At 58.8% G+C, this 24783-nt stretch carries 21 protein-coding genes; 15 read left to right on the forward strand and 6 right to left on the reverse strand.

What is annotated here, in order from left to right:
• Positions 1–168: 168 nt before the first annotated feature.
• A complete protein-coding gene (locus tag ACR0DX_RS04875; protein WP_480845364.1) occupies positions 169–1929 on the forward strand; it encodes a pilus assembly protein TadG-related protein in 1761 nt (586 codons plus the stop codon).
• A gap of 233 nt (positions 1930–2162) precedes the next feature.
• Here the strand turns inward: ACR0DX_RS04875 and ACR0DX_RS04880 are convergent, their stop codons facing one another.
• The 3 genes from ACR0DX_RS04880 to ACR0DX_RS04890 form a co-directional block, all read right to left on the reverse strand.
• Complete coding sequence (locus ACR0DX_RS04880) at positions 2163–2546, reverse strand: carboxymuconolactone decarboxylase family protein (protein ID WP_170353640.1); 384 nt, start codon at positions 2544–2546, stop codon at positions 2163–2165.
• A 78-nt stretch (positions 2547–2624) separates the two neighbouring features.
• Positions 2625–3716, reverse strand: a complete 1092-nt coding sequence (locus ACR0DX_RS04885; RefSeq protein WP_170353639.1) for an aromatic ring-hydroxylating oxygenase subunit alpha — start codon at positions 3714–3716, stop codon at positions 2625–2627.
• Positions 3713–4600, reverse strand: coding sequence for a MurR/RpiR family transcriptional regulator (locus ACR0DX_RS04890; RefSeq protein ID WP_170353638.1), 888 nt, complete (start codon positions 4598–4600; stop codon positions 3713–3715). Before ACR0DX_RS04890 ends, ACR0DX_RS04885 begins: the two co-directional genes overlap by 4 nt.
• Positions 4601–4668: 68 nt before the next feature.
• Between ACR0DX_RS04890 and ACR0DX_RS04895 the strand changes: the two genes are divergently transcribed.
• From ACR0DX_RS04895 to ACR0DX_RS04925, 7 genes are all read left to right on the forward strand, one after another.
• The gene (locus tag ACR0DX_RS04895) at positions 4669–7125 is read left to right on the forward strand and encodes an FAD-dependent oxidoreductase (protein WP_170353637.1); all 2457 of its coding nucleotides are present in this window, start codon (positions 4669–4671) and stop codon (positions 7123–7125) included.
• Positions 7122–8204 (forward strand): alcohol dehydrogenase family protein, encoded by a 1083-nt coding sequence (locus ACR0DX_RS04900; protein ID WP_480845368.1) that lies wholly within the window; start codon positions 7122–7124, stop codon positions 8202–8204. Before ACR0DX_RS04895 ends, ACR0DX_RS04900 begins: the two co-directional genes overlap by 4 nt.
• Positions 8201–8776 (forward strand): dimethylsulfonioproprionate lyase family protein, encoded by a 576-nt coding sequence (locus ACR0DX_RS04905; protein ID WP_170353636.1) that lies wholly within the window; start codon positions 8201–8203, stop codon positions 8774–8776. Before ACR0DX_RS04900 ends, ACR0DX_RS04905 begins: the two co-directional genes overlap by 4 nt.
• Positions 8773–9879 carry an enolase C-terminal domain-like protein gene (locus ACR0DX_RS04910; RefSeq protein ID WP_170353635.1) on the forward strand — a complete coding sequence of 369 codons (1107 nt, stop codon included), beginning with the start codon at positions 8773–8775 and terminating at the stop codon, positions 9877–9879. Before ACR0DX_RS04905 ends, ACR0DX_RS04910 begins: the two co-directional genes overlap by 4 nt.
• Positions 9876–10991 carry a mandelate racemase/muconate lactonizing enzyme family protein gene (locus ACR0DX_RS04915; RefSeq protein ID WP_480845371.1) on the forward strand — a complete coding sequence of 372 codons (1116 nt, stop codon included), beginning with the start codon at positions 9876–9878 and terminating at the stop codon, positions 10989–10991. Before ACR0DX_RS04910 ends, ACR0DX_RS04915 begins: the two co-directional genes overlap by 4 nt.
• Before the next feature lie 109 nt (positions 10992–11100).
• Complete coding sequence (locus tag ACR0DX_RS04920) at positions 11101–12204, forward strand: mandelate racemase/muconate lactonizing enzyme family protein (RefSeq protein ID WP_170527274.1); 1104 nt, start codon at positions 11101–11103, stop codon at positions 12202–12204.
• A 1-nt stretch (position 12205) separates the two neighbouring features.
• Positions 12206–13483, forward strand: a complete 1278-nt coding sequence (locus ACR0DX_RS04925) for an aminotransferase class III-fold pyridoxal phosphate-dependent enzyme (protein WP_170353632.1) — start codon at positions 12206–12208, stop codon at positions 13481–13483.
• 230 nt (positions 13484–13713) lie between these two features.
• Here the strand turns inward: ACR0DX_RS04925 and hemC are convergent, their stop codons facing one another.
• The gene (gene hemC, locus ACR0DX_RS04930; RefSeq protein ID WP_170353631.1) at positions 13714–14673 is read right to left on the reverse strand and encodes a hydroxymethylbilane synthase; all 960 of its coding nucleotides are present in this window, start codon (positions 14671–14673) and stop codon (positions 13714–13716) included.
• A 106-nt stretch (positions 14674–14779) separates the two neighbouring features.
• Here hemC and hemE point away from each other — a divergent pair, with 106 nt between their 5' ends.
• Entirely contained in the window at positions 14780–15814 is a 1035-nt protein-coding gene (gene hemE / locus ACR0DX_RS04935) for a uroporphyrinogen decarboxylase (protein ID WP_170353630.1), read from the forward strand.
• A gap of 82 nt (positions 15815–15896) precedes the next feature.
• Here the strand turns inward: hemE and ACR0DX_RS04940 are convergent, their stop codons facing one another.
• Positions 15897–16985: a CaiB/BaiF CoA transferase family protein gene (locus ACR0DX_RS04940; protein ID WP_480845375.1), complete on the reverse strand. Its 1089-nt coding sequence runs from the start codon at positions 16983–16985 to the stop codon at positions 15897–15899.
• A 158-nt stretch (positions 16986–17143) separates the two neighbouring features.
• Between ACR0DX_RS04940 and ACR0DX_RS04945 the strand changes: the two genes are divergently transcribed.
• The 6 genes from ACR0DX_RS04945 (at position 17144) to uvrC (ending at position 23836) form a co-directional block, all read left to right on the forward strand.
• Positions 17144–18073 carry an ABC transporter ATP-binding protein gene (locus ACR0DX_RS04945; protein WP_170353628.1) on the forward strand — a complete coding sequence of 310 codons (930 nt, stop codon included), beginning with the start codon at positions 17144–17146 and terminating at the stop codon, positions 18071–18073.
• Positions 18070–18831 carry an ABC transporter permease gene (locus ACR0DX_RS04950; RefSeq protein WP_170353627.1) on the forward strand — a complete coding sequence of 254 codons (762 nt, stop codon included), beginning with the start codon at positions 18070–18072 and terminating at the stop codon, positions 18829–18831. Before ACR0DX_RS04945 ends, ACR0DX_RS04950 begins: the two co-directional genes overlap by 4 nt.
• Before the next feature lie 113 nt (positions 18832–18944).
• Complete coding sequence (locus tag ACR0DX_RS04955) at positions 18945–19742, forward strand: S49 family peptidase (RefSeq protein ID WP_170353626.1); 798 nt, start codon at positions 18945–18947, stop codon at positions 19740–19742.
• 168 nt (positions 19743–19910) lie between these two features.
• On the forward strand, positions 19911–20873 hold the full coding sequence (locus tag ACR0DX_RS04960; RefSeq protein ID WP_170353625.1) for a calcium/sodium antiporter: 963 nt from the start codon (positions 19911–19913) through the stop codon (positions 20871–20873).
• Between the two features lie 18 nt (positions 20874–20891).
• Positions 20892–21671 (forward strand): SDR family oxidoreductase, encoded by a 780-nt coding sequence (locus tag ACR0DX_RS04965; RefSeq protein WP_170353624.1) that lies wholly within the window; start codon positions 20892–20894, stop codon positions 21669–21671.
• Between the two features lie 290 nt (positions 21672–21961).
• The gene (uvrC, locus tag ACR0DX_RS04970) at positions 21962–23836 is read left to right on the forward strand and encodes an excinuclease ABC subunit UvrC (protein ID WP_170353623.1); all 1875 of its coding nucleotides are present in this window, start codon (positions 21962–21964) and stop codon (positions 23834–23836) included.
• Here uvrC and ACR0DX_RS04975 read toward each other — a convergent pair.
• On the reverse strand, positions 23833–24717 hold the full coding sequence (locus ACR0DX_RS04975; RefSeq protein ID WP_170353622.1) for a DMT family transporter: 885 nt from the start codon (positions 24715–24717) through the stop codon (positions 23833–23835). The genes uvrC and ACR0DX_RS04975 overlap by 4 nt on opposite strands.
• Positions 24718–24783 lie beyond the last annotated feature (66 nt).

The following is a 24783-nucleotide window of genomic DNA, read 5'->3' on the forward strand; positions in this document are numbered from 1 at the left end:
CTAATTGTTATTGAACGACTAATTAGAGCCTTTTTCTGTAGGAAATCTTCGTTAATTTTCAGTTCATTTCACATTCATTTATTGTAATCTAAACACCCGATTTGTGGCAAATTGGGGACAAATTCTCAGGCAATGGTGAAAAAAATTTACGTTGCCCCGGAGATTCAAATGCCCAGAATTCGGACTAGAAGACAACTGAACTCAATTTTAAGTGGTCCTTCTAAAAAGGGACGTTTCGCCACTGGCGAAGATGGCGCTTTGACGATTTTTGCGCTTTTCGTCTTTCTCATGTTGCTGGCCGCTACGGGAATCGCAGTTGATGTCGCCAACTATGAGCGCGACCGCGTTAAGCTACAGTGGGTTCTTGACAATGCGGTGCTTGCTGCCGCCAACCTCGAGCAGACACTGCCACCAGAGGAAGTGGTTAATGCGCATCTGGCGGCGCAGGGGCTGTCGGAGTACCAAAGCTCAGTAGCTGTTCAAGAGGCGTTTCAGGACCGGACGGTCGCCGCAGCGATCGGGGCAGAATACGATACAAAATTCATGCGCCTGAGTGGTATCGACTCTATTCCTTTGGGTATCGGAGCCGCGGCCAATGAAGCTGCGCCCCATACCGAGATCTCATTGGTGCTGGATATTTCGGGCAGTATGGGCAGCAACAACCGTGTCGATTTGATGCAAGCTGCCGCCAAGGCGTTCATCACCAAAAGTCTTAGCCGAAATGAAGACCCCACAACGGGTACCAAGGCGGACAAGCAGACTTCGATCAATGTCATTCCTTTCGCGGGTCAAACAAACCCGGGGTCGACGATGTTCGAATACCTGGGTGGTGAACGGTTTGGCACGACCACAGAAGAGGGGTATTTCCCGACCTGGAAGCAGGATATTTCCAACGTTGTCTTCTGGTTTGACACCAGCGGCGACGGTTCACCGGATTACTCGGTAAAGATTGACAGCTTTCCGGACAACGACGTGGATGGTTTCGACAAAGACGACGTCGACACCTACTATTACTACGTCAAGGATTTCGCCATCGAGAACTCTGTCCTGACCGAAGACGCAGAACTGGTTGGTGCTTCGATCAAGGGTGGTAAGCAAGCAACCGAATACTACAGCGTCACGGGTGACATGGAAGCCAGCGAAACTAAATTCAACAATGTCGATGCTGAATTGCAGTTCAATGATTTCCACTCATACTACCAGACCATCCCGAACAATGAATCGTCCTGTCTGGAACTTTCATATTCCGATTTCATGACGTCGCAATTGCCATCCGGTTCGACCGAGCAGGTGCCGTACTTCGTGAATTGGGACTATGACGAGACCACGCAGAACTGGGGTTGGTGCCCGGATGACGAGATGAGCATCAAATACGCTCAGAACGACGAGGTCACTCTGCACAGCTTTATTGACAACCTGCGTCTGTTCGACGGCACTGGCACCAATTACAGCCTGAAATATGCGCTGGCTCTGCTTGACCCGTCTTCGCGCGATGCCTTTGCCTATCTCAGCACAATGGGTGAGGTTCCGGCTGAATTCGCGAACCGTCCCCTAAACTGGGATCATGAGGACACGTCGAAATACATCGTCATCATGACCGATGGCCGGACCAGCCCGCAGGTTCGCCCAGCTGACGAAATGGAAGAAGAAAACGGTCTGACCGAGCTGGTCTCGCGCCCGTCCGAAGACACGACCATTACATCGTCACAGGTTACCAACTTGCAGCTGTTCAAACAGCAGTGTGAGCTGGCCAAGGCGAACAACGTGATCATCTATGCGGTTGCGTTTGAAACTTCAGATCAGGCGGCGGCCGAGGTTAAGGCATGCGCCTCGTCGCCTTCGCACTACTACGAGGTTACCGGCGAAGAGATCATCGACTCGTTCGTGTCGATTGCCGGTTCCATCCAGAAGCTGCGGCTGATCCAGTAACCATGCAAAAGGAGCACACGTGATGTGCTCCTTTTCGTTTTCCCTCTACCGCTCGGTTCCGAAAGGGCCGGGCGATTTTTTTTGCTTTAACCCAGCAGTGTGGCGGTTTGGGCTTTGTCGAAGTCCCAAATCACTGCGCGCTCAAAGTTGGCGCAAGGCAAACCAAAATTCGGCACATCCAGTACGCGCGAACGGTGCTGAATTTCGAAGTGTCAGGCGTTGGATGGGGTCGTTCAGGAATAGCCCAAAACTTTACGGGCAACGCGGAAGCATTCCAGAGCCTGTGGAACGCCGCAATAGATACCGATGACATGGATGATGGCGCGGATCTCTTCTGGTGAAACACCGTTGTTGATCGCGCCTTTGCAGTGAATTTCCCACTCATGCATTTTGCCCAGGGCGCCGATCATCGACAGGTTCATCATCGACCGTGTTTTGGCGTCGATGACATCATCACCCCACCCAAAGCCCCAGCACCATGCTGTCATTGCTTCTTGGAATGGGCGGGTGAAGTCGTCAGCCGCCGCGAGGTTCTTTTCGACATATTCTGCGCCAAGAGTGTTTTTGCGTTGTTCCAGGCCTTTCAGAAACAGGTCTTCGTTGAACAGGTCTGACATTTTCACCTCTGAAGTTTTGTTTGTAGGCTAAGCGTCGGGCTAAGAAAATTCGACGTATTTTCCTAGCCATTAGGCAGGTCAGCCATCAATGGCGTCGCGCATCCATTGTTGCAACCGTGCGATTGAATGTTCGGACATAACCCCACAGCCGGGGTCCAGCACCAGCGGTCCGGGGCGATAGCCGCGGGATTTCAGGCCGCGGTGGACGGATTCGACCAGACGGATATCCTCTTCGACCGTTGTCTCGCGGTCTTGCACGGCCAGTTGGCGGATGACGGCGCTTTCCGATCCGCCCTCGGTATACCATCCGCGCCAGACGGTGCAGTGATCGGCGTCATTCGCGCGCCAGTGATAGGTGTTCAGTACGTTACCCGGATAGCACTGGAACGAGAACATCGGCCACAGGAACCACGACTGGTAGTCGCCCGCGTGAGGCACGGACATGTCGATGGGGTAGGTCATCTTGTCGAGGCTCTGACACTCGGTCGTATGACGCAGGACATGGCCGCCGCTGGCGTCGGGCTGAATGTCATAGGTCTCGGGCTTGACGACGCCTTCGGCAAAAGTCGGGTGGTTGGTCGGGCAGTGATAGCATTCCGAGTAATTCTCGATACTGACCTTCCAGTTGCAGTTTTCCGGGATTTCCACCCATTCCAGCGGTTCCAGGTCGTCGATATGCGGCACAAACGCACCGATTTCCTCGCGCACGCCGGGATACCAATCGTCCATGGGGGCTGCATCATCGTCGAGGTTGACGAAGATGAAACCGTTGAACACTTCGGTCCGGACCGAGGTCAGGCAGATCGCGCTGCGGTCGAAACCGGGAACCGATTTGATATTCGGGCCGGCGCGCAATTGGCCCGTCAGTTCATAGGTCCAAGAGTGATAGGGGCAGACGACCACGCGGGTATTACCCGCGCCACTGACCATCTCGTGCGCGCGGTGTTGGCACACATTGTAGAATGTGCGGATTTCCCCGTCGCGACCCCGAATGCAGAAGAGGTTTTGCCCCGCGATCTCGAACGCAAAGTAATCACCCGGTTCGCGCACCTGCGCCACGTGGCCCGCGAATTGCCAGGATCGGGCCAGCAGCCCCTGCATCTCGTGCGCGAAAATCGCGGGGTCGGTATAGTATCGCGCGTCCAGTGAATGGGTCAGGGGTGCGTTCATTCGGGCTCCTCCGCGTAGAGGCCAAGTTGGTGTCTGCGTTGATGAAACCGCTCCACCCGCTCGACGATTTCGTCGCTGGAGACGGCCACCACAAAGGACAGCAGCGTTTCCAGCAAAGCGATAGTCGAGACGGAGGAGGGAAAGAATTGCGGCGTATCGGCGGCCACGACAAAGCCGTGCTGCGCGTTCAGAATGACCGGGCTGGCCGGGCTGTCCGAGATACCCACGACGGTCAGGCCCTGTTGCCGGGCCAGTTTGATCGCGTCGATCACCTCGGTCCGGTAGGGGTGGCATGTGATGGCGATCAGCACGTCCTGTTCATCGGCCCAGGCCAGATCGTCTACCGGAGTTGATCCGGGACGGGGGATGGCGTGGAATTGCTTCATCCCCGTTGACGCAAGATAGGTGAAGTTGCGCGCGTTCGAGTTGTTGACGCCCACGCCCAGCGTGAAAATCTGGCGGCAATTCCAGATATCTTCAGCCGCCGATTGCAGGCGCTCGGCATCGATCCCGGCGAAGGTGTCTTCGATATTTCGGATCGCGGCGCCAATCATGTCAGCATAGAGCCCGCCCAATTCGCCAGACTTGCCGATGTCCTGCAACCAGCGCGCGCGATCCGGAAACGACGCGGTGCCGCGCCGAATCGCATCGCGGAACGGGGCGCGGAAATCCTCGTACCCTTCGAACCCCACCTGCCGCGCCATCCGGACGAACGTGTTGGGCTTTACTTTTGCGGCCTCGGCGATCTCGCGCACGGTCGAAACCCCAACATCCGTGGGGTTTTCCAGCACATAGCGTGCAGCCTTTTGCGCCTCGGGCGTCAGCGCCTCCCATTCCTCCGTAAGGCGGTCGAGAACGATTGATGATACATTTGTGTCATTCATGATTGACGATGGTACAAATGTGGAATTAGCCTGTCGAGCAGAAAAGCGACTCGGGAAGAGGAAATGTCATGTCCGAGAAGAAATTGCCCACCCACGCTCGCGTGGTCATTGTCGGAGGCGGCGTCATGGGGGTCGGTCTGGCCTATCATCTGGCGCATGAAGGTTGGGGCGAAGATACCGTCCTGCTGGAAAAGGCCGAGCTGACCAGCGGCAGCACGTGGCACGCGGCGGGCCAGATCACGCATTCGACCTCAAGCTTTGGGCTGGGCAAATGCGTGGACTACAATATCGGTCTCTATTCCGGTCAGCTGGAGGCCGAAACGGGTCAACCGGTGACATGGCATGGCTGCGGGTCCTTCCGCCTGGCCTATACCGAGGATGAGATGGACTGGCTGCGCCATACCCTATCGGTGGGGCGGTCGCTGGGGTTCAACATCGAATTGGTCGGTCCTGAGAAGGTGGCCGAACTGCACCCGTTCTACAATCTTGAAGGCGTGTTGGGCGCGCTGCATACACCCGACGACGGCCATGTGGACCCGACCAACGTGACCATGGCGATGGCGACGGGCGCGCGCCAAAAAGGCGTCCGCATCTTCCGCAACTGCCGCGCTACCAACATCACTCAGGCCGAGAATGGCGAGTGGGTGGTTGAGACCGAGATGGGCACCATCACGTGTGAGCATGTTGTGAACGCGGGCGGCACCTATGCGCGGCAGATGGGTGAATGGTCAGGGCTGCAATTGCCGATGACCTCGATGACCCACCATTACTTCGTGACCGAACCGGTGCCTGAGTTCCAGAATCTGGACAACGAACTGCCAGTGATCCGCGATGACCGCAAAGTCTCGGGCTATATCCGCATGGAGCAGCAGCGCGGGCTGATCGGCATTTACGAGAAAGAGAACCCGAACTCGGTCTGGCATGATCATTGCCCGTGGGAATACGAGAACTGGCTATTCGACGCGGATTACGACCGGGTGATGCCGTGGCTTGAGGAAAGCCTGAACCGTATGCCGATCTTTGCCGAACTGGGCATTCAGCGTGACGTGCACGGCGCGATCTCGCACCCGCCGGACGGTAACCCGTTGATCGGGCCTGCGCCGGGTGTGCAGAACTACTGGTGCTGCTGCGGTACGCAGATCGGCATTGGCTGGGGGCCGGGTCTGACGCGTGAGTTGGCGCGCTGGATGGTGCATGGGGCCGCCGATATCTCAATGCGCGAGTTCGATCCGCGCCGGTTCGGCAGCTATGCCACGAAGGACTGGCAGGTGATCAAGGCCGAGGAAGATTACTGCCTGCGCCACGAAATCCCCTTTCCGCATTTCAACCGTCTCGAGGGGCGTCCGATCAAGCCATCGCCCCTGTATGAGTTGCTGAAATCCAAGGGCGCGGTGCATGAGGAAGTCTATGGGTTCGAGCGCCCCCGCTGGTTCGCCCGCGATGGGGTTGAACAGCGCGACCATTATTCCTTCCGCCGCACGCCCGCCGACGACATGGTCGCGGCCGAGGTCAAAGCGGTGCGCGAACGCGTCGGCATCATGGATGTCACCGCCTTTACTAAGGTCGAGGTTTCGGGGCCGGATGCCTACGCCCTGCTGGATCGGCTGACGGCCAACCGGATGCCGCAAAAAGTGGGCTCGATCACGCTGACCCATATGCTGAACCGCCGGGGCCGGATCGAGTTGGAGACAACCATCGTTCGTATGGCCGAAGACCGCTTCTATCTGGTCTGTGCGGCGTTCTTCGAGCAACGCCTGCGGGATCACCTGACGCAACAGCGGGCGGATGAGGATGTTCAGATTACCGCCCTCTCGTCCGATTGGTCAGCCTTGTCGCTGAACGGCCCCCTATCGCGGGACGTACTGGCGCGCTGCACCGATGCCGATTTGACCAATGCCGGGTTCCGCTGGTTGTCCGCGCAGGAAATCACAATCGCAGGCCACAAGGTCTGGGCGTTCCGCATGTCCTATGCCGGGGAACTGGGCTGGGAGTTGCACATGCCCAACACCGCTTGCCTCGACGTTTACAACGCACTTTGGGGTGCGGGTGAACCGCATGGCATCGCCGACTACGGCAGCTTTGCCATGAACGTGATGCGGATGGAGAAAGGCTTCAAAGGCGCGGGTGAACTGACAAATGAGGTCACTCTGGCCGAGGCGGACGTGCTGCGCTTTGCGCGCACCGACAAGGAGTATCTGGGCAAGGAAATGACCCTGAACACCGACCTTCCGTGGATTTGCGCTTATCTGGAAATCGAACCGGATGGCGAGATTGACGGCCATGGTGGCGAGGCCGTGATGCTGAATGGTCGCGTGGTCGGCTCGACCGCGTCGGTAGTCTACGGCCATACCGTCGGCAAGATCCTCGCCTTTGCCTATATCAAGCCCGAGGCCGCCACGCCCGGCACAGCCTTGCAAGTCGTGATCCACGGCCAACCCCGCGCGGCCCGAGTATTGGGTGAACCGGCCTATGATCCGCAAAGCCTGCTGCCACGACCCGACGCTGTACTGGAGGCCGCGCAATGACTCTGCCTGATACAATGAAAGCCATGGTCACGATGGGTCATGGCGGGCTGGAGCAGATGGTCCTGCACCCGGACTGGCCTCGCCCCGAACCTGCGGCTCAGGAAGTGTTGATCAAGGTCGCCGCCTGCGGTCTAAACAACACGGACGTCAACACGCGGTCGGGTTGGTATTCCAAGACAGTCACCGACGCGACCACCGGCGGCGCGTTTCATGAGGTGGGTGAGGAAGACCCCACCTGGGGCGGAAACCCGATCACCTTTCCACGCATTCAAGGGGCGGATATCTGTGGCCATATCGTTGCCGTGGGCGCGGGCGTCGACCCCGCCCGCATCGGTCAGCGTGTGATCACCGATGGCTGGCTGCGCGACCCGGATGATCCCGGCAACAAGGACAAAACCGGCTACTACGGCTCGGAACGGGACGGAGGGTTTGCGGAATACGCCACCACTCTGGCCGTGAATGCCGTGCCGATTACCTCTGATCTGTCGGATGCGGAACTGGCGACGTTTTCCTGCTCCTACTCAACCGCCGAAGGGATGCTGACCCGAGCCAACGTCACTGAAAAAGACACGGTTCTGGTGCCCGGAGCCTCGGGCGGTGTCGGCGGCGCCTTGGTGCAACTGGCCAAACGGCGTGACGCGCGCGTTATCGCAATGGCGTCCGAGGCGAAACATGCCGACGTCGCCGAGCTTGGTCCTGACATGATCCTGCCGCGCGCACCAGAAAACCTGCGTGCCGCGCTGGGCGGTGAAAAAATCACGGTGGTCGCAGATGTGGTCGGCGGTCCCTACTGGCCGACCCTGATCGACATCCTCGAGCGCGGCGGACGCTATACCTGTTCTGGGGCTATCGCGGGCCCGATGGTTGAGTTCGACTTGCGCACCTTCTATTTGCGCGACCTGACCTTCACCGGCTCTACCGTGATTGATCCGCAAGTCATGCAGAACCTCGTCAAATACATCGAAGCGGGTGAGATCAAACCGGCTCTTGCCGCGACTTATCCTCTGGAGGAGCTGCGCGAGGCGCAAGCAGCTTTCATCGCCAAGCAGCACACGGGCAATATCGTGGTGATCCCATGACTTTGGATGATGTGCTGAACGCCGCGCGACAGCTGCACCAAACGCATCCTGATCTGGCTGCGTTCGGCGATTGGCCAGATGATCTGTGCGCCGTTGACGTGTCGCCAAACGCGATCCCGGCGGTTCCTCTCGTGCAGGCGATCCCGTCCGATGCGGGGCCGACCCAAGCCCTTACGAAGGCGATCTGCGCAACCGCGCATCTCGCCGATTGGAAGCTGACTTACACCGAAGACGAAGTCGGTGCCGACTTCCTGAACCGTTTTGGCTATTATGAACTGTTCGGTCCCACGGGCCATTTCCACTCAACAAAGCTGCGGGGCTACGTGGCTTTTTGGGGTGAGGGATTGGCCTATGATTGGCACAGCCATCAGGCCGAAGAACTGTACCTCATCGCCGCCGGCCGTGCGAGGTTTCGGGTCGAAGGCAATGACGCCGAACTGACCCCCAACCAAACCCGGCTGCACACCAGTTGGCAAAGTCACGCAATGACAACCACCGACAGCCCCATCCTGACCTACGTGTTGTGGCGCGGCGAAGGGTTGGATGCCTTGCCCCGAATGGACGCCGCATGAAAATCACCCGCATCCGCATCTATCAGACCGGGCTGCCCTATGTCGGTGGGGCTTACGTTTGGGGTGCGGGCAATGCGATTGAGACGGCCATCGCCTCGGTTGTGGTGATCGACACCGATGCTGGGTTGCAGGGCTGTGGTGAGTTCACACCCTGCGGCGAAAACTACATGGTCGCGCATTCTCAGGGCGTTCCTGCCTTGGCCGCTCTCGTCGCCCCTAAGCTACTGGGTGAGGACCCGCGGCAGGTTGGGCGGATCGAACAACTGATGGACCATCTTGTACAGGGTCACGGATACGCAAAGGCTCCGTTTGATGCGGCCTGTTGGGATATTCTGGGGCAAGCCTGCTCGCAGCCCATCTGGATGTTGCTGGGTGGCAAGCTGACGGATGGTGCCCCAATGTATCGGGTGGCACCTCAGAAGGCAGTGGATGAGACCGTGGCCGAGATGAACACCTATCGCGATCAGGGTTACCGTCAGTTCCAGATCAAGGTAGGCGCAGATTGGGCCACGGATATCGACCGCATCAGGGCCACGGTCCCTTTGCTGCAACCGGGTGAGACCGCCATGGCCGACGCCAATCAGGGCTGGCGCGTGGATAACGCGATCCGGGTGGCTCGGGCGACGCGCGACCTGGACTTTATCCTCGAACAACCCTGCAGAACGTATGAGGAATGCCAACAGGTCCGCCGCGTGGCCGAACAGCCGATGAAGCTGGACGAATGCCTGACCGGAATGCACATGGCGCAGCGGATCGTCGCGGATCAGGGGGCCGAGATCTGCTGCCTCAAGCTTTCCAATCTCGGCGGGCTCAGCAAGGCACGACGGGTGCGTGACTATCTGATTGAAAACCGTATTCCCGTGGTGTCCGAGGATACATGGGGCGGCGAAATCACCACTGCCATCGTCGCCCATTTTGCCGCCTCGACGCCCGAGGAATACCTGCAAAACACCACAGACCTGATGAACTACAACACCCGCTCGACCGGATGCGGCGGGGCTGTGTCGCGAAACGGTAAGCTCTACGCGCCAGATGCGCCAGGGTTGGGTGTTACCCCGGATTTCAAAAGCCTCGGTGCGCCCGTGGCAGAGTACGCGCTATGAAGATCAAAACCATCACCGTCTACCAAATCGACCTGCCGCTCGAGCATCCCTATTGGCTGTCTGGCGGGCGTTTGAAATTCGAAACGTTGGACGCTACGCTGGTGAAGCTTGAAACCGATACTGGCTTGATCGGCTGGGGTGAGGGCACGCCCTGGGGCCATACCTATGTGCCAGCCCATGGCCCTGGAATCCGTGCGGGAATCGAGACCATGGCCCCGTTTATTCTGGGCCTGGATCCGCGCCGCGTGCTTGATGTGGAACGCGCCATGGATACGGCGCTGCCCGGCCACCTCTATGCCAAAAGTCCGATCGACATGGCCTGTTGGGACATCGCCGGGCAAGCAGCGCGCTTGCCAATTGCTGATCTGATGGGCAGCGGTTCCCGCACCCCACGCCCGATTGCCTCGTCCGTCGGTGCCAAAACCGCTGAAGAAACGCGCGAGGTGATGACCCGCTACCGCGACCGTGGTTACATCGCCCATTCGGTCAAAATCGGCGGAGACGTCGAACGCGACATAGCCCGCGTTCAAGATGTTGAAAGCTTCCGCCGCCCCGGCGAGATTGTTCTTTATGACGTGAACCGGGGCTGGACTCGCCAACAGGCGCTGCGCGTGATTAAGGCCTGCGAGCCTTTGCAGGTGATCTTCGAACAACCCTGCGAATCCCTCGACGACATCGCCGCCATCTCGGGTCGCCACGCCTCACCCGTCTCAGTGGACGAAAGCCTCGTCACCCTGCAAGACGCCACCCGCATCGCGCGCGACGGTCTTGCCGAGGTCTTTGGCATCAAGCTAAACCGCGTCGGCGGCCTGACCAAGGCAGCCCGAATGCGCGATATTGCGCTGGCCCACGGGATCGACATGTTTGTCATGGCCACCGGAGGCACCGTTCTTGCCGATACCGAGGCCTTGCATCTGGCCGCCACCATCCCCGATCAGAACTGCCATGCCGTCTGGGCCTGCCAGGATATGATCACCATCGACATCGCCAACGGTCGCGGTCCCCGCAACAATAACGGACACCTCCACCTGCCCGAAACCCCGGGCCTTGGCGTCCACCCCGACGAAGACACCCTCGGCCTCCCAATCGCAACCTACGAGGCCCCGCGATGATCCGCCCCTTCATCTGGCTAGAAATATCTCGGGGTGTGAATTGGCCGAAGGCCAAGAGAGGGGCTGGCCCCTCTGACTGCACAACATCAACACCCCAAGGGCGGCCTGAATGAAAATCACCGCCATCACTCTCTGGTCCGTCGACCTCACCAGCCATGAAACCTACCGCATGGCCGAGGGCAAAACCTGCGCCACTGTCAAAACCCATGTCCTGTGCTTTGAAACTGATACTGGGCTGAAAGGCTGGGGCGAGGTTTGCCCGATACCGAACTATCTGCCCGCCTATGCCGATGGCGTCCCGGCGGCGATCACCGAAATGGCCCCGGAAATCCTGGGTATGTCGCCCTTCGGGGCCGATGCCCCCATGCGGAAACTCGACGGGTTTCTACAAGGCCATCGCTACGCAAAATCCGCCGTCGATCTTGCCCTGTGGGATTTATTCGGCCAAGCCACGGGCCAGCCGGTCTATGCGTTGCTGGGCGGGCGCACGCGCAAGGACATGCCGCTCTATCACTCGATCACCTGCATAGACCCCGATGAGATGGCCCGCATCGCGCAGACCGCCTATCAGACCGGCATACGTCAGTTTCAGGTCAAGCTGGGGGTCGAAGCCGACTGGCAGGCCGATGCCGAACGCCTGACCAAAGTGCGCGAAGCTGTGGGGCCGGGGCCAATCGTCTACGGAGACTGGAACTGCGGCGCATCGCGCCTGCAGGCCACACGCACGGGCCGCGCCGTCACACATCTGGATGTGATGCTGGAACAACCCTGCAAAACTCTGGAGGATTGTGCCGCCGTGCGGCAAGCCACCGGCCTGCCGATGAAGATCGACGAAAACGCCCATGATTTGGCCTCGTTGCTGCGTGCACATGAATTGGGCTGCATGGATGCGGTGGCGTTGAAATTGTCCAAGTTCGGCGGTCTGTCGGCCATGCGCCGCGCGCGCGATCTGACAGTGTATCTGGGGGCCGAAATCTGCGCCGAATGCACATGGGGATCCGATATCGTCACCGCCGCCGCGTTGCATTTCGCGGCTTCGACTCCGCATGGCTCGTTGATGAACACCTGCGATCTGTCCTCATACGTGGGCCCGCGCCTCTGCCCGGATGCACCCAGCCGCAAAGACGGTCGCATCGCCCCGCCCGAAGGCCCGGGTCTGGGCGTGACGCCCGACCTGGAAACCCTTGGTTCCCCGATATTGGAGATTGCCTGAGATGCTCAAGATCAACACTCAATCCGAATGGATCGCCCGCGCCAACGCCGCATTGCCCGCCGGGGGATTTGGCAATTTCGACCCCGGCATCATCATTGCCCGTGGCGAAGGCAGTCGCGTCTGGGATGAGGACGGGACCGAATATATAGACTATCTGATCGGCTCTGGACCGATGCTGCTGGGCCACGGCCACCCCGAGGTGATGGAGGCGGTGCTGGAACAACTGCCCAAGGGCATGACTTTTTTCGCCAACAACGCCAAAGGCATTGAACTGGCCGAGGCAATCATCGACGCCGTGCCGTGCTGCGAACAGGTGCGCTTTGTCGCCTCGGGTGGCGAGGCCGACATGTACGCCATCCGCTTGGCCCGCGCCTATACCGGGCGCGACAAGATCCTGAAGTTCGAGGGCGGCTATCACGGTATGAGCGCCGAGGCGCAGATGAGCCTCGCCCCCAGCCGCCATGTGAACTTCCCACAGGCGGTGCCCGACAGCGCCGGCATCCCTGCGGGCGTGGCCGAGCAGATGCTGATCGCCCCGTTCAATGACCTTGAGGCCGTCGCAGCGCTGTTGGACGAACATGACGATATCGCCGCGATTATGGTCGAGCCGCTGCAACGGATCATTCCGCCAATGCCCGGATATCTGCAAGGTCTGCGCGCATTGTGCGACAAACACAATGTCCTGCTGATCTTTGACGAGATCGTGACCGGTTTCCGCCTCGCTTATGGCGGCGCGCAAGAGAAATACGGCGTGACGCCCGATATCTGCACGCTGGGCAAGATTACCGGTGGTGGCTTCCCTCTGGCCGCGCTGGGCGCAAGCACCGAGATCATGAAGCATTTCGACAAGGCACAGGTCGGCGAAGACGGCTGGCTGATGCAACTGGGCACATTGTCGGGCAATCCGGTTGCCTCTGCCGCAGGTTTGAAAACGATGGAAATACTACGCCGTGAAGGTACCTATGAGCGTCTGAGGACCATAGGGGCCGCGTTGCAACAGATGCAGGTTGATGCGCTGACAGCGGCCGGTATCCCGCATCAGGTTTGTGGCGATGAAACTCTGTTTGATATCTATTTCACCAATGCCCCGTGTCGCGATTATCGCAGCTCTCGGCACGATGAACCCCGACGCAACGTGGATTACAACAACAGCTTACGGGCGAGTGGCATCTTTAAATCGCCCGGAAAGCTCTACCCTTCCCTTGCGGTAACTGACACGGATATTGAAATGACAAGGGAAGCGGTCAATACGGCGGTCGAGTTGATTGCCAATAGATGACCGCACGCTGCGCAAAAAAGGGACGGGCCGCTGTCAAATCAATGACAACGGCCCTAACTGATCGGATCTCAGGATCGGGTCTCACCCCCTCGAACACCACTTAAAACGGTACAGACTTACAAAACTTTCGACTTATTTGAGACCGAGCCGACTTCACAACCGGTATGCAAGCATTATGCCTGACTCATCAGGCGACGGCAGTGAAGTAGTTCACATTGCGTGGATTTTTTTTAGTTTCGCCAATCAAAGAATCCGGCACCCGCCTGTGCAAGCAGGGTTTTAGCAACAGTGCGGCCCATTTCGACGCCGTCTTCAATCGATCCTTCAACATCTTCGGTGATCGCCTCAGACCCATCCGGGCGCAAAACCTCGCCCCTCAGGTGAAGTTGACCTGCATTGATCTCAGCTAGGCCCGCGATTGGCGTTTCGCAGGAGCCGTCCAGCGCAGCCAGCAATGCGCGTTCGGCGGCCAAACGCTGCCCCGTTTCAATGTGGTGAATCGCTTCCAGCATACCCGCAGCACGGGAATCGTCGCTGCGGCGTTCGATGCCAATGGTGCCCTGTGCGATGGCGGGCAGCATGTCCTCTGGTGCAATGGCGGTGGCGGGGACGTCTTCCATGTTCAGGCGGCGGATGCCGGCCATGGCCAGAAAGGTACAATCGGCCACGCCGTCCGCCAGTTTCTTCAGCCGCGTCTGCACGTTGCCTCGGAATTCCACTACGTTCAGGTCAGGCCGACGATTCAACAGCTGCGCACGGCGGCGCAGGGATGAGGTGCCGACGGTGGCACCCCGCGGCAGGTCGTGGATTGATTTCAGGCTGGGCGAGATGAACGCGTCGCGCACATCTTCACGCGGCAGGAAGGTGTCCAGCACCAGACCTGCGGGCTGCTCTACCGGCATATCCTTGGTGGAATGCACCGCGATGTCGATATCGCCGCGCAGCATCGCCTCTTCGATCTCCTTGGTGAACAGACCCTTGTTGCCGATTTCTTTCAGAGGGCGGTCTGCGTCGATCATGGCGCGGTTGTCGCCGGTGGTCTTGATGACCACGATCTCGAACGCCTCTTCGGGCAGATCGAACGCCGCTGACAGCCGCTGCCGGGTTTCATAGGCTTGCGCCAGCGCCAGAGGCGATCCTCGGGTGCCGATCTTTAGAGGTTGGGCGGGGGAGGGCAGGGTCAATGTCATGGCCTCAGCTTTAATCGCGTCACATTGCCCTGACAATGGGGGCAGAGCTTGACAAATTGCCACTGAGGGCCGACCCGTGGCGCAAACCAGATGATTGGGGGCAAAGATGGTCGAGACAAAGAAGATACTGCGCGCTTTGGCAGGTGAAGTGCAGGATGTGCCGCCGATCTGGATGATGCGTCAGGCTGGGCGGTATCTGCCCGAATATCGCGCGACGCGGGCGCAGGCGGGGGATTTCCTGTCGCTGTGCTATAACCCCGAGCTGGCGGCTGAAGTCACATTGCAGCCGATCCGTCGCTATGGGTTCGACGCGGCGATCCTGTTTGCCGATATCTTGTTGGTGCCGCAGGCGCTGGGTGCGGATTTGTGGTTTGTCACCGGTGAAGGCCCGCGCCTGTCGACCATAACCCAACAGGCCGAGTTTGACGCGCTGAAGCCCGTGGATGCGATTCACGAGACTTTATCGCCGGTCTATGAAACCGTGCGAATCCTATCGCGGGAATTGCCGTCCGAGACGACTCTGATCGGTTTCGCGGGCGCGCCCTGGACGGTGGCCACCTATATGATCGCCGGGCGCGGCACGCCGGATCAGGGCCCGGCCCATGCGCTGCGCGAGGGCAATGTGGCGTTGTTCGAGGCCCTGCTGGATCGGATTACGCTGGCGACGATCGAATATCTGTCGGCCCAGATCGAGGCCGGAGCCGAGGTGGTCAAGATCTTTGACAGCTGGGCCGGGTCCCTGAAGGGCGAGGCATTCCAGAAATATGCGGTCGAGCCGTGCCGTGTGATCACTCAGGCCATCAAAGAACGTCATCCCGGAATTCCGGTCATCGGTTTCCCGCGCGAGGCCGGAGAGGGCTATGTCGGGTTTGCCAAGGCGACTGGTGTGGATTGTGTGGCGTTGGACAATTCGGTCGCGCCGGATTGGGCGGCGGCCCATGTGCAGGTGGATGGTTGTGTGCAGGGCAATTTGGCCTCGTCCCATATGGTGACGGGTGGTCAGGCTTTGGTGGATGAGACGCGGAAGATCGTTGAGGCATTTTCCAAGGGGCCGCACATTTTCAATCTGGGTCATGGGATCACGCCGAATGCGGATCCTGAGAATGTGCAGCTGATGATTGATACGGTGCGCGCGCGGTAAGCTGGGTGGAAGGGGGCCAGCCCCCTTCTTGGCCTGCGGCCAATTCATCCCCCGAGATATTTTTGGCCAGATGAAGGGCGGATCAGTCTTTGGTGTCGAGGTCGACGAGAATCTCGGCCCGGTGTTCATCGCGATTTGGGCTGGGTTTTGGTTGCCAGTCATGGGTAGAGAATCGTGGGGCGGCGTGGGCTTGCAGGGTGCCGTTCTGAGTTGTCCAAGTTTGGCGGCTTTGGTTCATTGGGTGGTCAAGTGCCTGTTCGGGGCTGAGAACTGGCGCGACGCAGGCGTCTGAGCCGTGGAAAAGGTCTGCCCAGTGATCGCGCGGGTGTTGGACGAATATCTGGCTGAGCCGTTCTGTTAGCGTCGGCCAGAGGGTGCGGTTGTTTTGTTGTTGGAAATCGGGGTCGGCGGACAGGCCGAGTAAGCGTAGGAATGTGGCGTAGAATTTGGGTTCCAGGCATTGCACCGTGATGAAGCCGCCGTCGGCGCAGCTGTATGTGCGGCTCCAATGGGGGCCGTCGAGAAGGCTTTGACCTCTGATTTCATCAAGATTTTCGGTTTGCCGCAGGCTCATAAGCAGGTTCATCATATGGGCCGAGCCGTCGTAGATGGCGGCATCGACGACGGTGCCTTCCCCTGTCTTTTGAGCATGTAGCAGGCCGGCCAGCAGGCCCGCCACCAGATACATGGCGCCACCGCCGATGTCGCCCACCAGGGTCGCGGGAGTTTGTGGCGGCTGACCTGCTTGCGACGCGTACCAGAGCGCGCCGGACAGCGCGATGTAGTTCAGGTCATGCCCCGCGGTGTTGGCCAGCGGGCTGTTCTGGCCCCAACCAGTCATGCGGCCATAGACCAGTTTGGGGTTCAGGGCGTGGCAAGGAGCTGGGCCGAGGCCCAGCTTTTCCATGACACCTGGGCGGAATCCTTCGATAAGTGCATCTCCAGAAGCGATCAGGCGTTGGGTGATGTCCAGATCGTCTGAGTCTTTCAGATCCAACGCAATCGACCGTTTGCCGCGATCTAGCACCGATTGCTGGGGCATTCCGGGTGTTCCTGCCACTCCCTTGCGGTGGATGGTGATCACATCTGCGCCCATATCTGCCAGCAACATGGCGGCGAAGGGGGCGGGGCCCAGCCCTTCGAATTCGATGATCCGAAAACCGTTCAGCATTTTGCCGCTCCTATAAGTATCGCCGCAGGGTTTCGGGAATGCCGGCGAATTGCAAGCCCGAGCAGGGTTCGGCAAAATCCGCGTAACGGCCGGTGCGGAATGGGTCTGTTCTGCGCTCGCCCACCGGGGTAGGGTCGCCGTCAGGACAGGGAAACAGCATGACCACCATTCTTTCGATCAGGGATTTGCGAAAATCCTATGCTGACGGGTTTGAAGCGCTTAAGGGCGTGACTTTGGACATTCGGCAGGGTGAGATTCTGGCCTTGCTGGGTCCGAATGGCGCGGGCAAAACAACTCTGATTTCAACCATCTGCGGAATTACCACGCCGAGCTCGGGTACAGTTACGGTCGGAGGGCATGACATCCAGTCCGACTTTCGCGCTGCGCGCCGGATGATCGGCCTTGTCCCGCAGGAGATCGCGCTGGAGCCATTCGAAAAAGTCTGGAACACGGTACGTTTGTCGCGTGGGCTGTTTGGCTTGGGTCGAGATGACGCGCGGATCGAAGAGATCCTGCGCAAGCTGTCCCTTTGGGACAAGCGCCGCAACGCCATCAAAGAGCTGTCGGGCGGGATGAAGCGCAGGGTGCTGATCGCAAAAGCGTTGGCGCATGAGCCGCGCGTGCTGTTTCTGGATGAACCCACCGCCGGTGTTGATGTCGAATTGCGCAAGGATATGTGGGAGATCGTGGCCGAACTGAAACAGGCGGGCGTCACGATCATTCTGACCACTCATTACATCGAAGAGGCCGAAGCAATTGCCGACCGAGTTGGTGTCATCGACAAAGGCGAATTGCTGCTGGTTCAGGACAAGAACACTCTGATGGCGCAAATGGGCAAGAAGCAGATCGAAGTCATGTTGACCGATCCCATCGCGTCGATCCCCGACAGTCTTGCAGCGCATAACCTGACGCTGAATGGCAATGGCGATGCCCTGATCTATACCTACGATACCCATGCCGACCGCACCGGCATCACCACGTTGCTGAACGATGTGGCGCAAGCCGGGCTCATTCTGCGAGACGTGCAGACCCGTCAGTCGAGCCTGGAAGAAATATTTGTCAATCTGGTGTCGGGAGAGCCCGCATGAACTGGTCCGCAATCGCTGCTATTTACCGGTTCGAAATGGCCCGCTTCTTCCGGACGCTGGCACAGAGCTTTTTGTCTCCGGTTCTGTCGACCTCTTTGTATTTCGTCGTCTTCGGTACTGCGATCGGCAGTCGTATCCAAGAAGTTGAGGGCGTATCCTATGGCGCGTTCATCGTGCCGGGTTTGATCATGCTGTCGGTGGTGACGTTGTCGATATCGAACGCGTCTTTCGGGATTTATTTCCCCAAATTCCTTGGCACGATCTATGAGCTGCTCTCGGCCCCTGTGAACTTTATCGAGATCGTGATCGGCTATGTGGGGGCGGCGGCGACCAAGGCGCTGTTCGTAGGGGTGGTGATCTTGATCACGGCGACGTTTTTTGTGGATTTACGGATCGAACATCCGCTGGCAATGGTGGCGTTTCTGGTGCTGACTTGCCTCAGTTTCTCATTGCTTGGATTCATAATTGGCATCTGGGCAGGCAACTTCGAGCAGATGTCGCTGGTGCCGCAACTGGTGGTAACGCCGTTGATCTTTTTGGGGGGCACATTCTATTCGATCTCGATGTTGCCGCCGGTTTGGCAAACGATCACATTGTTCAATCCGGTAGTCTATCTGATTTCAGGTTTCAGATGGTCGTTTTATGGGCTGGCGGACGTGCCAATAGGCTTCAGCCTGCTGGCAATCGTGGTCTTTACAGGCATTTGCCTTGGCATCATCTGGTGGATTTTCAAAACCGGCTGGCGCATTCGCAGCTAGGGTACGTTTGGCGTTGCATTTTTGCCCATCAACTCCGGGAAATGTGATCCGGCTGCATCTAACGTTCAAACGGTCCCTTGTTTAGCACAATGGCGCACTCTACATCGGCTCCCATGAAACTCAGCCTGCCCTTTGTTAAAAAGCAGCCATGCGTGGCCATTGTGCGTCTGTCCGGAGCCATCGGAATGGCCGGCCGAGGGTCGATGTCCGACACGTCGCTGGCCCCGGTTCTTGAGAAAGCCTTTCGCAAAGGTAAACCCGCCGCCGTCGCGCTCGAGGTCAACTCGCCTGGTGGCTCACCGGTGCAAAGTTCTTTGATCGGTGCGCGTATTCGGCGGTTATCTGAGGAATTAAACGTTCCTGTCATAGCATTTGTCGAAGACGTCGCCGCCTCGGGCGGGTATTGGCTGGCAGCTGCAGCTGATGAGATTTATGCCGACGACAGTTCGGTTCTGGGGTCCATCGGAGTGATCTCATCCGGCTTTGGTGCGCATGTACTTTTGAAACGTCAGGGGATCGAGCGGCGCGTGCATACGGCCGGAGAGTCGAAATCCATGCTCGACCCGTTCTCGCCCGAAAAGAAAGAGGACGTCGCCCGGCTAGAGCGCCTTTTGGGTGATATTCACGAAAATTTCATCGCCCATGTTAAAACCCGGCGTGATGGAAAACTGGACGACAGTCAGGACCTGTTCACCGGCGAGATTTGGCTGGCGCGTCGCGCGCAGGAATTGGGATTGATCGACGGGATTGCTCATCTGAAACCCAAGATGCAAGAGCGGTTCGGCGACAAGGTAAAATTCCGGCGCTATGGGTTGCGGAAACCTTTGTGGTCCCGGTTCGGTGCTTCTTTGGCACAGGATGCGATTGCAGGGCTTGAGGAACGCGCGGCCTATGCGCGTTTTGGGTTGTGACGTGATTATCAAGATTGTCACCCTCTTCCTGATCGCCATGGGCGTGTTGGCCATGTTTGGTAAGCTGCGTTTTCCCGGACAGAAAAGGTTGCAATCGGCACGGTGTCCGCGCTGCGGGCGGTTCAGGATCGGTAAAGGCCCCTGCGCCTGCAAAAAAGGAGGCCGTACATGACGGCATGGCTGTTATCCGGCCTCGGATTGCTGATCCTGTTGCTGGCAGGGGATGCGCTAGTACGTGGTGCGGTAAACCTGAGCCTGCGTCTGGGCGTACCTGCGTTGATCGTCAGTCTGACGATTGTGGCCTTTGGCACTTCGGCGCCTGAATTGTTGATCGCTATCAGTGCGATCAAGGAAAACGCGCCGGGTATTGCGCTCGGGAACGTGGTCGGGTCTAACACGGCCAACATCCTGCTGGTACTGGGCCTTCCAGCGTTGCTTGCCACTTTGCACACAAGCGAATGCGATAGCCGCAAGAACTATGTCTTCATGATCATGGCCACAGTGTTGTTTATTGGGTTGGCTTTCTTGGGCGAATTCAGTCTGGTCAGCGGAGGTATCCTGCTGGCTGCACTGGCTCTGGTCCTGTGGAATGCCTTCCGCGAGGCCCATGCCCATCGGAGAGCCTGTGGTGAGGCTTGCAACGATGACGAAGAACTGGATGGTCTCGAAGAGGCCGATCCGGATATGCCGTACTGGAAGGTCGCGATCTATCTGCTGCTGGGTCTGATCGGATTGCCGATGGGCGCGCATCTGCTGGTCGAAAACGCAACCGTGATCGCGCGCACCTATGGGATCAGTGAAACGATTATCGGTCTGACTTTGGTGGCGGTCGGTACGTCTCTGCCGGAATTGGCCACGACTGTTATGGCGGCGTTGCGGCGTCAGGCGGACGTTGCGCTAGGTAACGTGATCGGGTCAAACATGTTCAACCTGTTGGCCATTGTCGGTATCGCGACATTGGTCGGGCGAATTCCGGTTGATCCCGAGTTCCTGCAATTCGATCTGTGGGTCATGCTGGGCGCATCATTGCTGCTGATCCCGTTCGTGTTTTTCAAGAAAGATATCACGCGAGTGTGGGGCTTGCTGTTGACCCTGCTCTATGCGGTCTACATCGTCACATTGCTGGCGTAATGTGACGGAGAGTCCCCGATGACCCGAGCCCTTGTAACCGGAGCAGGTATTCGCCTTGGCCGGGCCATGGCCCTGTATCTGGCGCAGCGTGGATATGATGTAGCTGTCCACTTTGCTTCGTCCGAACAACCGGCGTCGGATGTCGTGGCCGAGATACGATCAATGGGTCGCAATGCTGTTGCCCTACAAGCCGACCTGCTGGACGAGGCGCAGGTGAACGTCCTGTTGCCCCGCGCGGCCGAGGCATTGGGTGGGTCGATCACCTGTCTGGTCAACAACGCCTCGATCTTTGAATACGACAATATCCAAACGGCCACGCGGCAAAGCTGGGACCGGCACCTCGAAAGTAACCTGCGCGCGCCTTTTGTGCTGACCCAGGCGATGGCTGAACAAGGGTTGCAGCCCGACACCGATGCGGCAGGCGAACCGGTCGCAACCGGTCTTATCGTCAATATGGTCGACATGCGGGTACGCAAGCTGACCCCCGAGTTCATGTCCTACACCATCGCCAAGATGGGCCTGTGGGCGCTGACCCGCACTGCTGCGCAAGCGTTGACTCCGGCGATCCGCGTCAACGCAATCGGTCCCGGTCCCACGATGCAGGGGCACCGCCAAAGCGTCGATCACTTCAATGCGCAACGGCGGAGCACGGTATTGGAGCGCGGCTCGAACCCTTCGGACATCACTGCCGCGCTGGGATATTTTCTGGATGCACAGGCGGTCACCGGGCAGCTTTTATGTGTGGATGGCGGGCAGCATCTTGGCTGGCAAACTCCGGATGTTTTGGGCGTTGAATAGGTAATTCTCAGATAAGTTTTGCACCGCTCTCATTTCCGTTACCAACACGTTACAAAAATGTATTGTTTTTCATGCACTTGTCTTGATTTAGAAAAAATAACATTGAAAAACAGACGGTTAGGTTATTGCCTAATTTTTGTGCAAATCAAGGAATCCTTAATGAATTAAGGGAAAATCGCGATACCCGGAAACTTATCTTCATACTTATCCACAGAAACCGTGGATTTGTTTTCTCTTGATCTGAGGCGCTCAAGATTGCAGCCATGGTCAGGGAATCATATTTCAGACACATGACCGTCCAGAACGAATCGAACTCCGAAACCCAAAGCGTTGGATACGAATGTATACAGCGATATGTGAAAACGCTGGACAGCTCTCCGGGCGTTTACCGGATGTTGGATGCCGACAGTCGGGTTCTTTATGTCGGCAAGGCGCGAAACCTGAAGGCGCGGGTGTCGAACTATACGCGGCCTGGACATTCGGGGCGGATCGAGAAGATGATCGCCGCGACGGCTTCGATGATGTTTCTGACCACGCGGACCGAGACCGAGGCGCTGCTGCTGGAGCAGAACCTGATCAAGCAGCTTAAACCGAAATACAACGTGCTGCTGCGCGACGATAAGAGTTTTCCGAACATTTTGGTTTCAAAGGATCATGGGTTTCCGCAGATCAAGAAACATCGTGGGGCGAAAAAGGAAAAGGGCGCCTATTTTGGCCCCTTCGCCAGTGCGGGTGCCGTTAACCGGACGCTGAACCAGCTGCAAAAGGCGTTCCTGCTGCGCAACTGCTCGGATTCTATGTTCGACAGCCGCACGCGGCCCTGTCTGCTGTATCAGATTAAGCGCTGTTCTGGGCCGTGTGTTGGGTTGATCTCGGAAAGCGACTACGGCGAAAGCGTCAAGGATGCAGAACGTTTCCTGTCGGGCCGGTCGACCAAGGTGCAAGAAGAACTGGCCGAACAGATGATGGCCGCGTCCGAGGCGATGGAGTTCGAACGCGCCGCCAGCCTGCGCGACCGAATCCGGGCGCTGACGCAGGTGCAGACAAGCCAAGGCATCAACCCGCGCGGCGTGGCCGAGGCGGATGTGATCGGCCTCTATATGGATAGTGGGCAAGCCTGTGTGCAGGTGTTCTTTATCCGGGCCAACCAGAACTGGGGCAACAAGGACTTTTACCCTCGGGTCGGGGCGGATGTGTCGCCGGCCGAGGTGATGGAGGCTTTCCTTGGTCAGTTCTACGACAACAAGGAGCCGCCGCGTCAGTTGATCCTGTCGGACGGGGTCGAGAACGCTGATCTGATGCAGGACGCGCTGTCGGAAAAGGCCGGTCGCAAGGTCGAAATCCTTGTGCCGCAGCGCGGTGAGAAACAAGAACTGGTCGCCGGGGCCCTGCGCAACGCGCGTGAGTCGCTGGCCCGTCGCATGTCGGAAAGCGCCACGCAGGCCAAGCTGTTGCGCGGCGTGGCCGAGGCGTTTGATCTGGACACGCCACCCGAGCGGATTGAGGTCTACGACAACAGCCATATCCAAGGCACCAACGCGGTGGGCGGCATGATCGTGGCCGGTCCTGAGGGGTTCATGAAAAACGCTTATCGCAAGTTCAACATCCGGGGCGATGACCTGACACCGGGCGACGACTTTGGCATGATGAAAGAGGTCCTGACCCGCCGTTTCACTCGTCTGTTGAAAGAAGACCCAGACCGGGACAAGGGCCATTGGCCCGACCTGCTTTTGATCGACGGCGGCGCAGGGCAGGTGAGTGCGGTGCATGAGATCATGGTCGAACATGGCGTCGAAGACATCCCGATGGTCGGTGTCGCCAAGGGCGTAGATCGCGACCACGGCAAAGAGGAATTCCACCGTATCGGCCAACGCGCCTTTGCGCTGAAACGCAACGATCCGGTGCTGTATTTCATTCAACGCCTGCGGGATGAAGCGCACAGGTTTGCCATCGGCACCCATCGCGCGAAACGGGCCAAGGCGGTGGGGGCGACGCCTCTGGATGAAATCCCCGGCGTGGGGGCGGCACGCAAACGTGCCTTGTTGACCCATTTCGGCAGCGCCAAGGCGGTTAGTCGGGCCAATCTTGCGGACTTGAAGGCGGTGGACGGGATCTCAGCCGGGTTGGCGCAGAAGGTCTATGATTTCTTTCACGACAAGGGCTAGGCCCGCCGCCCGCGCCACAGGATGTACAGCCCTGACGCCACGATCAGCGCGGACCCGATCCACATGGTCTGGTCCAGTCGCTCACCAAACATGACCACGCCCAGGCCGATGCCGAACAGCAGTCGGGAATAGCGGAAAGGCGTGACGGATGAGACCTCACCCGTGCGCATCGCCTTCATCAGCGAGGCATAGGCCATAACGCCCATCACGATTGCGCCGGTCATATGCAGGCTGACTTGCGGGCTCAGGGGCTGCATCGGTGTGCCCTCCCAGAACCGGTAGGCCAGACCGGCGATGATGATGCAAAGGAAACCGTAGAACCCCAGCACCTCGGTCCCCAGTGACGCGGGCGCGGCGCGGCTGGCCAGATCGCGCCCGGCAAAGCCCAGCATCCCCAGCACCGCAAGGATGGAAAGGGCCGAGAAGCTGTCCCCGGTTGGTTGGATGATGATCACGACGCCGACAAGGCCGATCAGAATGGCGCTCCACCGGCGCCAGCCGACGGTTTCGCCAAAAACCAGTGCGGCCCCGGCGACGACGACCAAGGGCGTCGCCTGCAGGATCACCGTAGCCGAGGACAGCGGAGTGAGCGCGATGGCCAGTACATAGAACAACCGCCCTAGGATTTCGAATACCGCACGCACCTTCATCGGGCGCGACGTTACATCGGTTTGAAACAGCCGTGTGCCGCGCAGCAGGGCCACCGCCGCATAGATAACCGCGCCGCCTGCGCCGAACAGAACCAGCACCTGCCAGATCGGAATCGCCGCCGAGGCCGCTTTGATCAGCGCATCCTCAAGCGCGAACAGGGCCATTGCGGTGATCATCCATGCGCTGCCGATCAGGTTCGATCGGGGGTCGGTTTGAATGTGACGGGTCATGTATCGCTCTGTCTTGGCCAGTCGCCAATCTGACCGCAAAGCCCGCGCGCGCCAAGCCGTGTGATT

The sequence above is a fragment of the Ruegeria sp. D3 genome (assembly GCF_056534465.1).

What these genes read in the sequence shown, in the direction of transcription:
- ACR0DX_RS04875 (WP_480845364.1), top strand. Translation starts at nt 169, where the DNA reads ATGCCCAGAATTCGGACTAGAAGACAACTGAACTCAATTTTAAGTGGT.
- ACR0DX_RS04880 (WP_170353640.1), bottom strand. Translation starts at nt 2,546, where the DNA reads ATGTCAGACCTGTTCAACGAAGACCTGTTTCTGAAAGGCCTGGAACAA.
- ACR0DX_RS04885 (WP_170353639.1), bottom strand. Translation starts at nt 3,716, where the DNA reads ATGAACGCACCCCTGACCCATTCACTGGACGCGCGATACTATACCGAC.
- ACR0DX_RS04890 (WP_170353638.1), bottom strand. Translation starts at nt 4,600, where the DNA reads ATGAATGACACAAATGTATCATCAATCGTTCTCGACCGCCTTACGGAG.
- ACR0DX_RS04895 (WP_170353637.1), top strand. Translation starts at nt 4,669, where the DNA reads ATGTCCGAGAAGAAATTGCCCACCCACGCTCGCGTGGTCATTGTCGGA.
- ACR0DX_RS04900 (WP_480845368.1), top strand. Translation starts at nt 7,122, where the DNA reads ATGACTCTGCCTGATACAATGAAAGCCATGGTCACGATGGGTCATGGC.
- ACR0DX_RS04905 (WP_170353636.1), top strand. Translation starts at nt 8,201, where the DNA reads ATGACTTTGGATGATGTGCTGAACGCCGCGCGACAGCTGCACCAAACG.
- ACR0DX_RS04910 (WP_170353635.1), top strand. Translation starts at nt 8,773, where the DNA reads ATGAAAATCACCCGCATCCGCATCTATCAGACCGGGCTGCCCTATGTC.
- ACR0DX_RS04915 (WP_480845371.1), top strand. Translation starts at nt 9,876, where the DNA reads ATGAAGATCAAAACCATCACCGTCTACCAAATCGACCTGCCGCTCGAG.
- ACR0DX_RS04920 (WP_170527274.1), top strand. Translation starts at nt 11,101, where the DNA reads ATGAAAATCACCGCCATCACTCTCTGGTCCGTCGACCTCACCAGCCAT.
- ACR0DX_RS04925 (WP_170353632.1), top strand. Translation starts at nt 12,206, where the DNA reads ATGCTCAAGATCAACACTCAATCCGAATGGATCGCCCGCGCCAACGCC.
- hemC (WP_170353631.1), bottom strand. Translation starts at nt 14,673, where the DNA reads ATGACATTGACCCTGCCCTCCCCCGCCCAACCTCTAAAGATCGGCACC.
- hemE (WP_170353630.1), top strand. Translation starts at nt 14,780, where the DNA reads ATGGTCGAGACAAAGAAGATACTGCGCGCTTTGGCAGGTGAAGTGCAG.
- ACR0DX_RS04940 (WP_480845375.1), bottom strand. Translation starts at nt 16,985, where the DNA reads ATGCTGAACGGTTTTCGGATCATCGAATTCGAAGGGCTGGGCCCCGCC.
- ACR0DX_RS04945 (WP_170353628.1), top strand. Translation starts at nt 17,144, where the DNA reads ATGACCACCATTCTTTCGATCAGGGATTTGCGAAAATCCTATGCTGAC.
- ACR0DX_RS04950 (WP_170353627.1), top strand. Translation starts at nt 18,070, where the DNA reads ATGAACTGGTCCGCAATCGCTGCTATTTACCGGTTCGAAATGGCCCGC.
- ACR0DX_RS04955 (WP_170353626.1), top strand. Translation starts at nt 18,945, where the DNA reads ATGAAACTCAGCCTGCCCTTTGTTAAAAAGCAGCCATGCGTGGCCATT.
- ACR0DX_RS04960 (WP_170353625.1), top strand. Translation starts at nt 19,911, where the DNA reads ATGACGGCATGGCTGTTATCCGGCCTCGGATTGCTGATCCTGTTGCTG.
- ACR0DX_RS04965 (WP_170353624.1), top strand. Translation starts at nt 20,892, where the DNA reads ATGACCCGAGCCCTTGTAACCGGAGCAGGTATTCGCCTTGGCCGGGCC.
- uvrC (WP_170353623.1), top strand. Translation starts at nt 21,962, where the DNA reads ATGACCGTCCAGAACGAATCGAACTCCGAAACCCAAAGCGTTGGATAC.
- ACR0DX_RS04975 (WP_170353622.1), bottom strand. Translation starts at nt 24,717, where the DNA reads ATGACCCGTCACATTCAAACCGACCCCCGATCGAACCTGATCGGCAGC.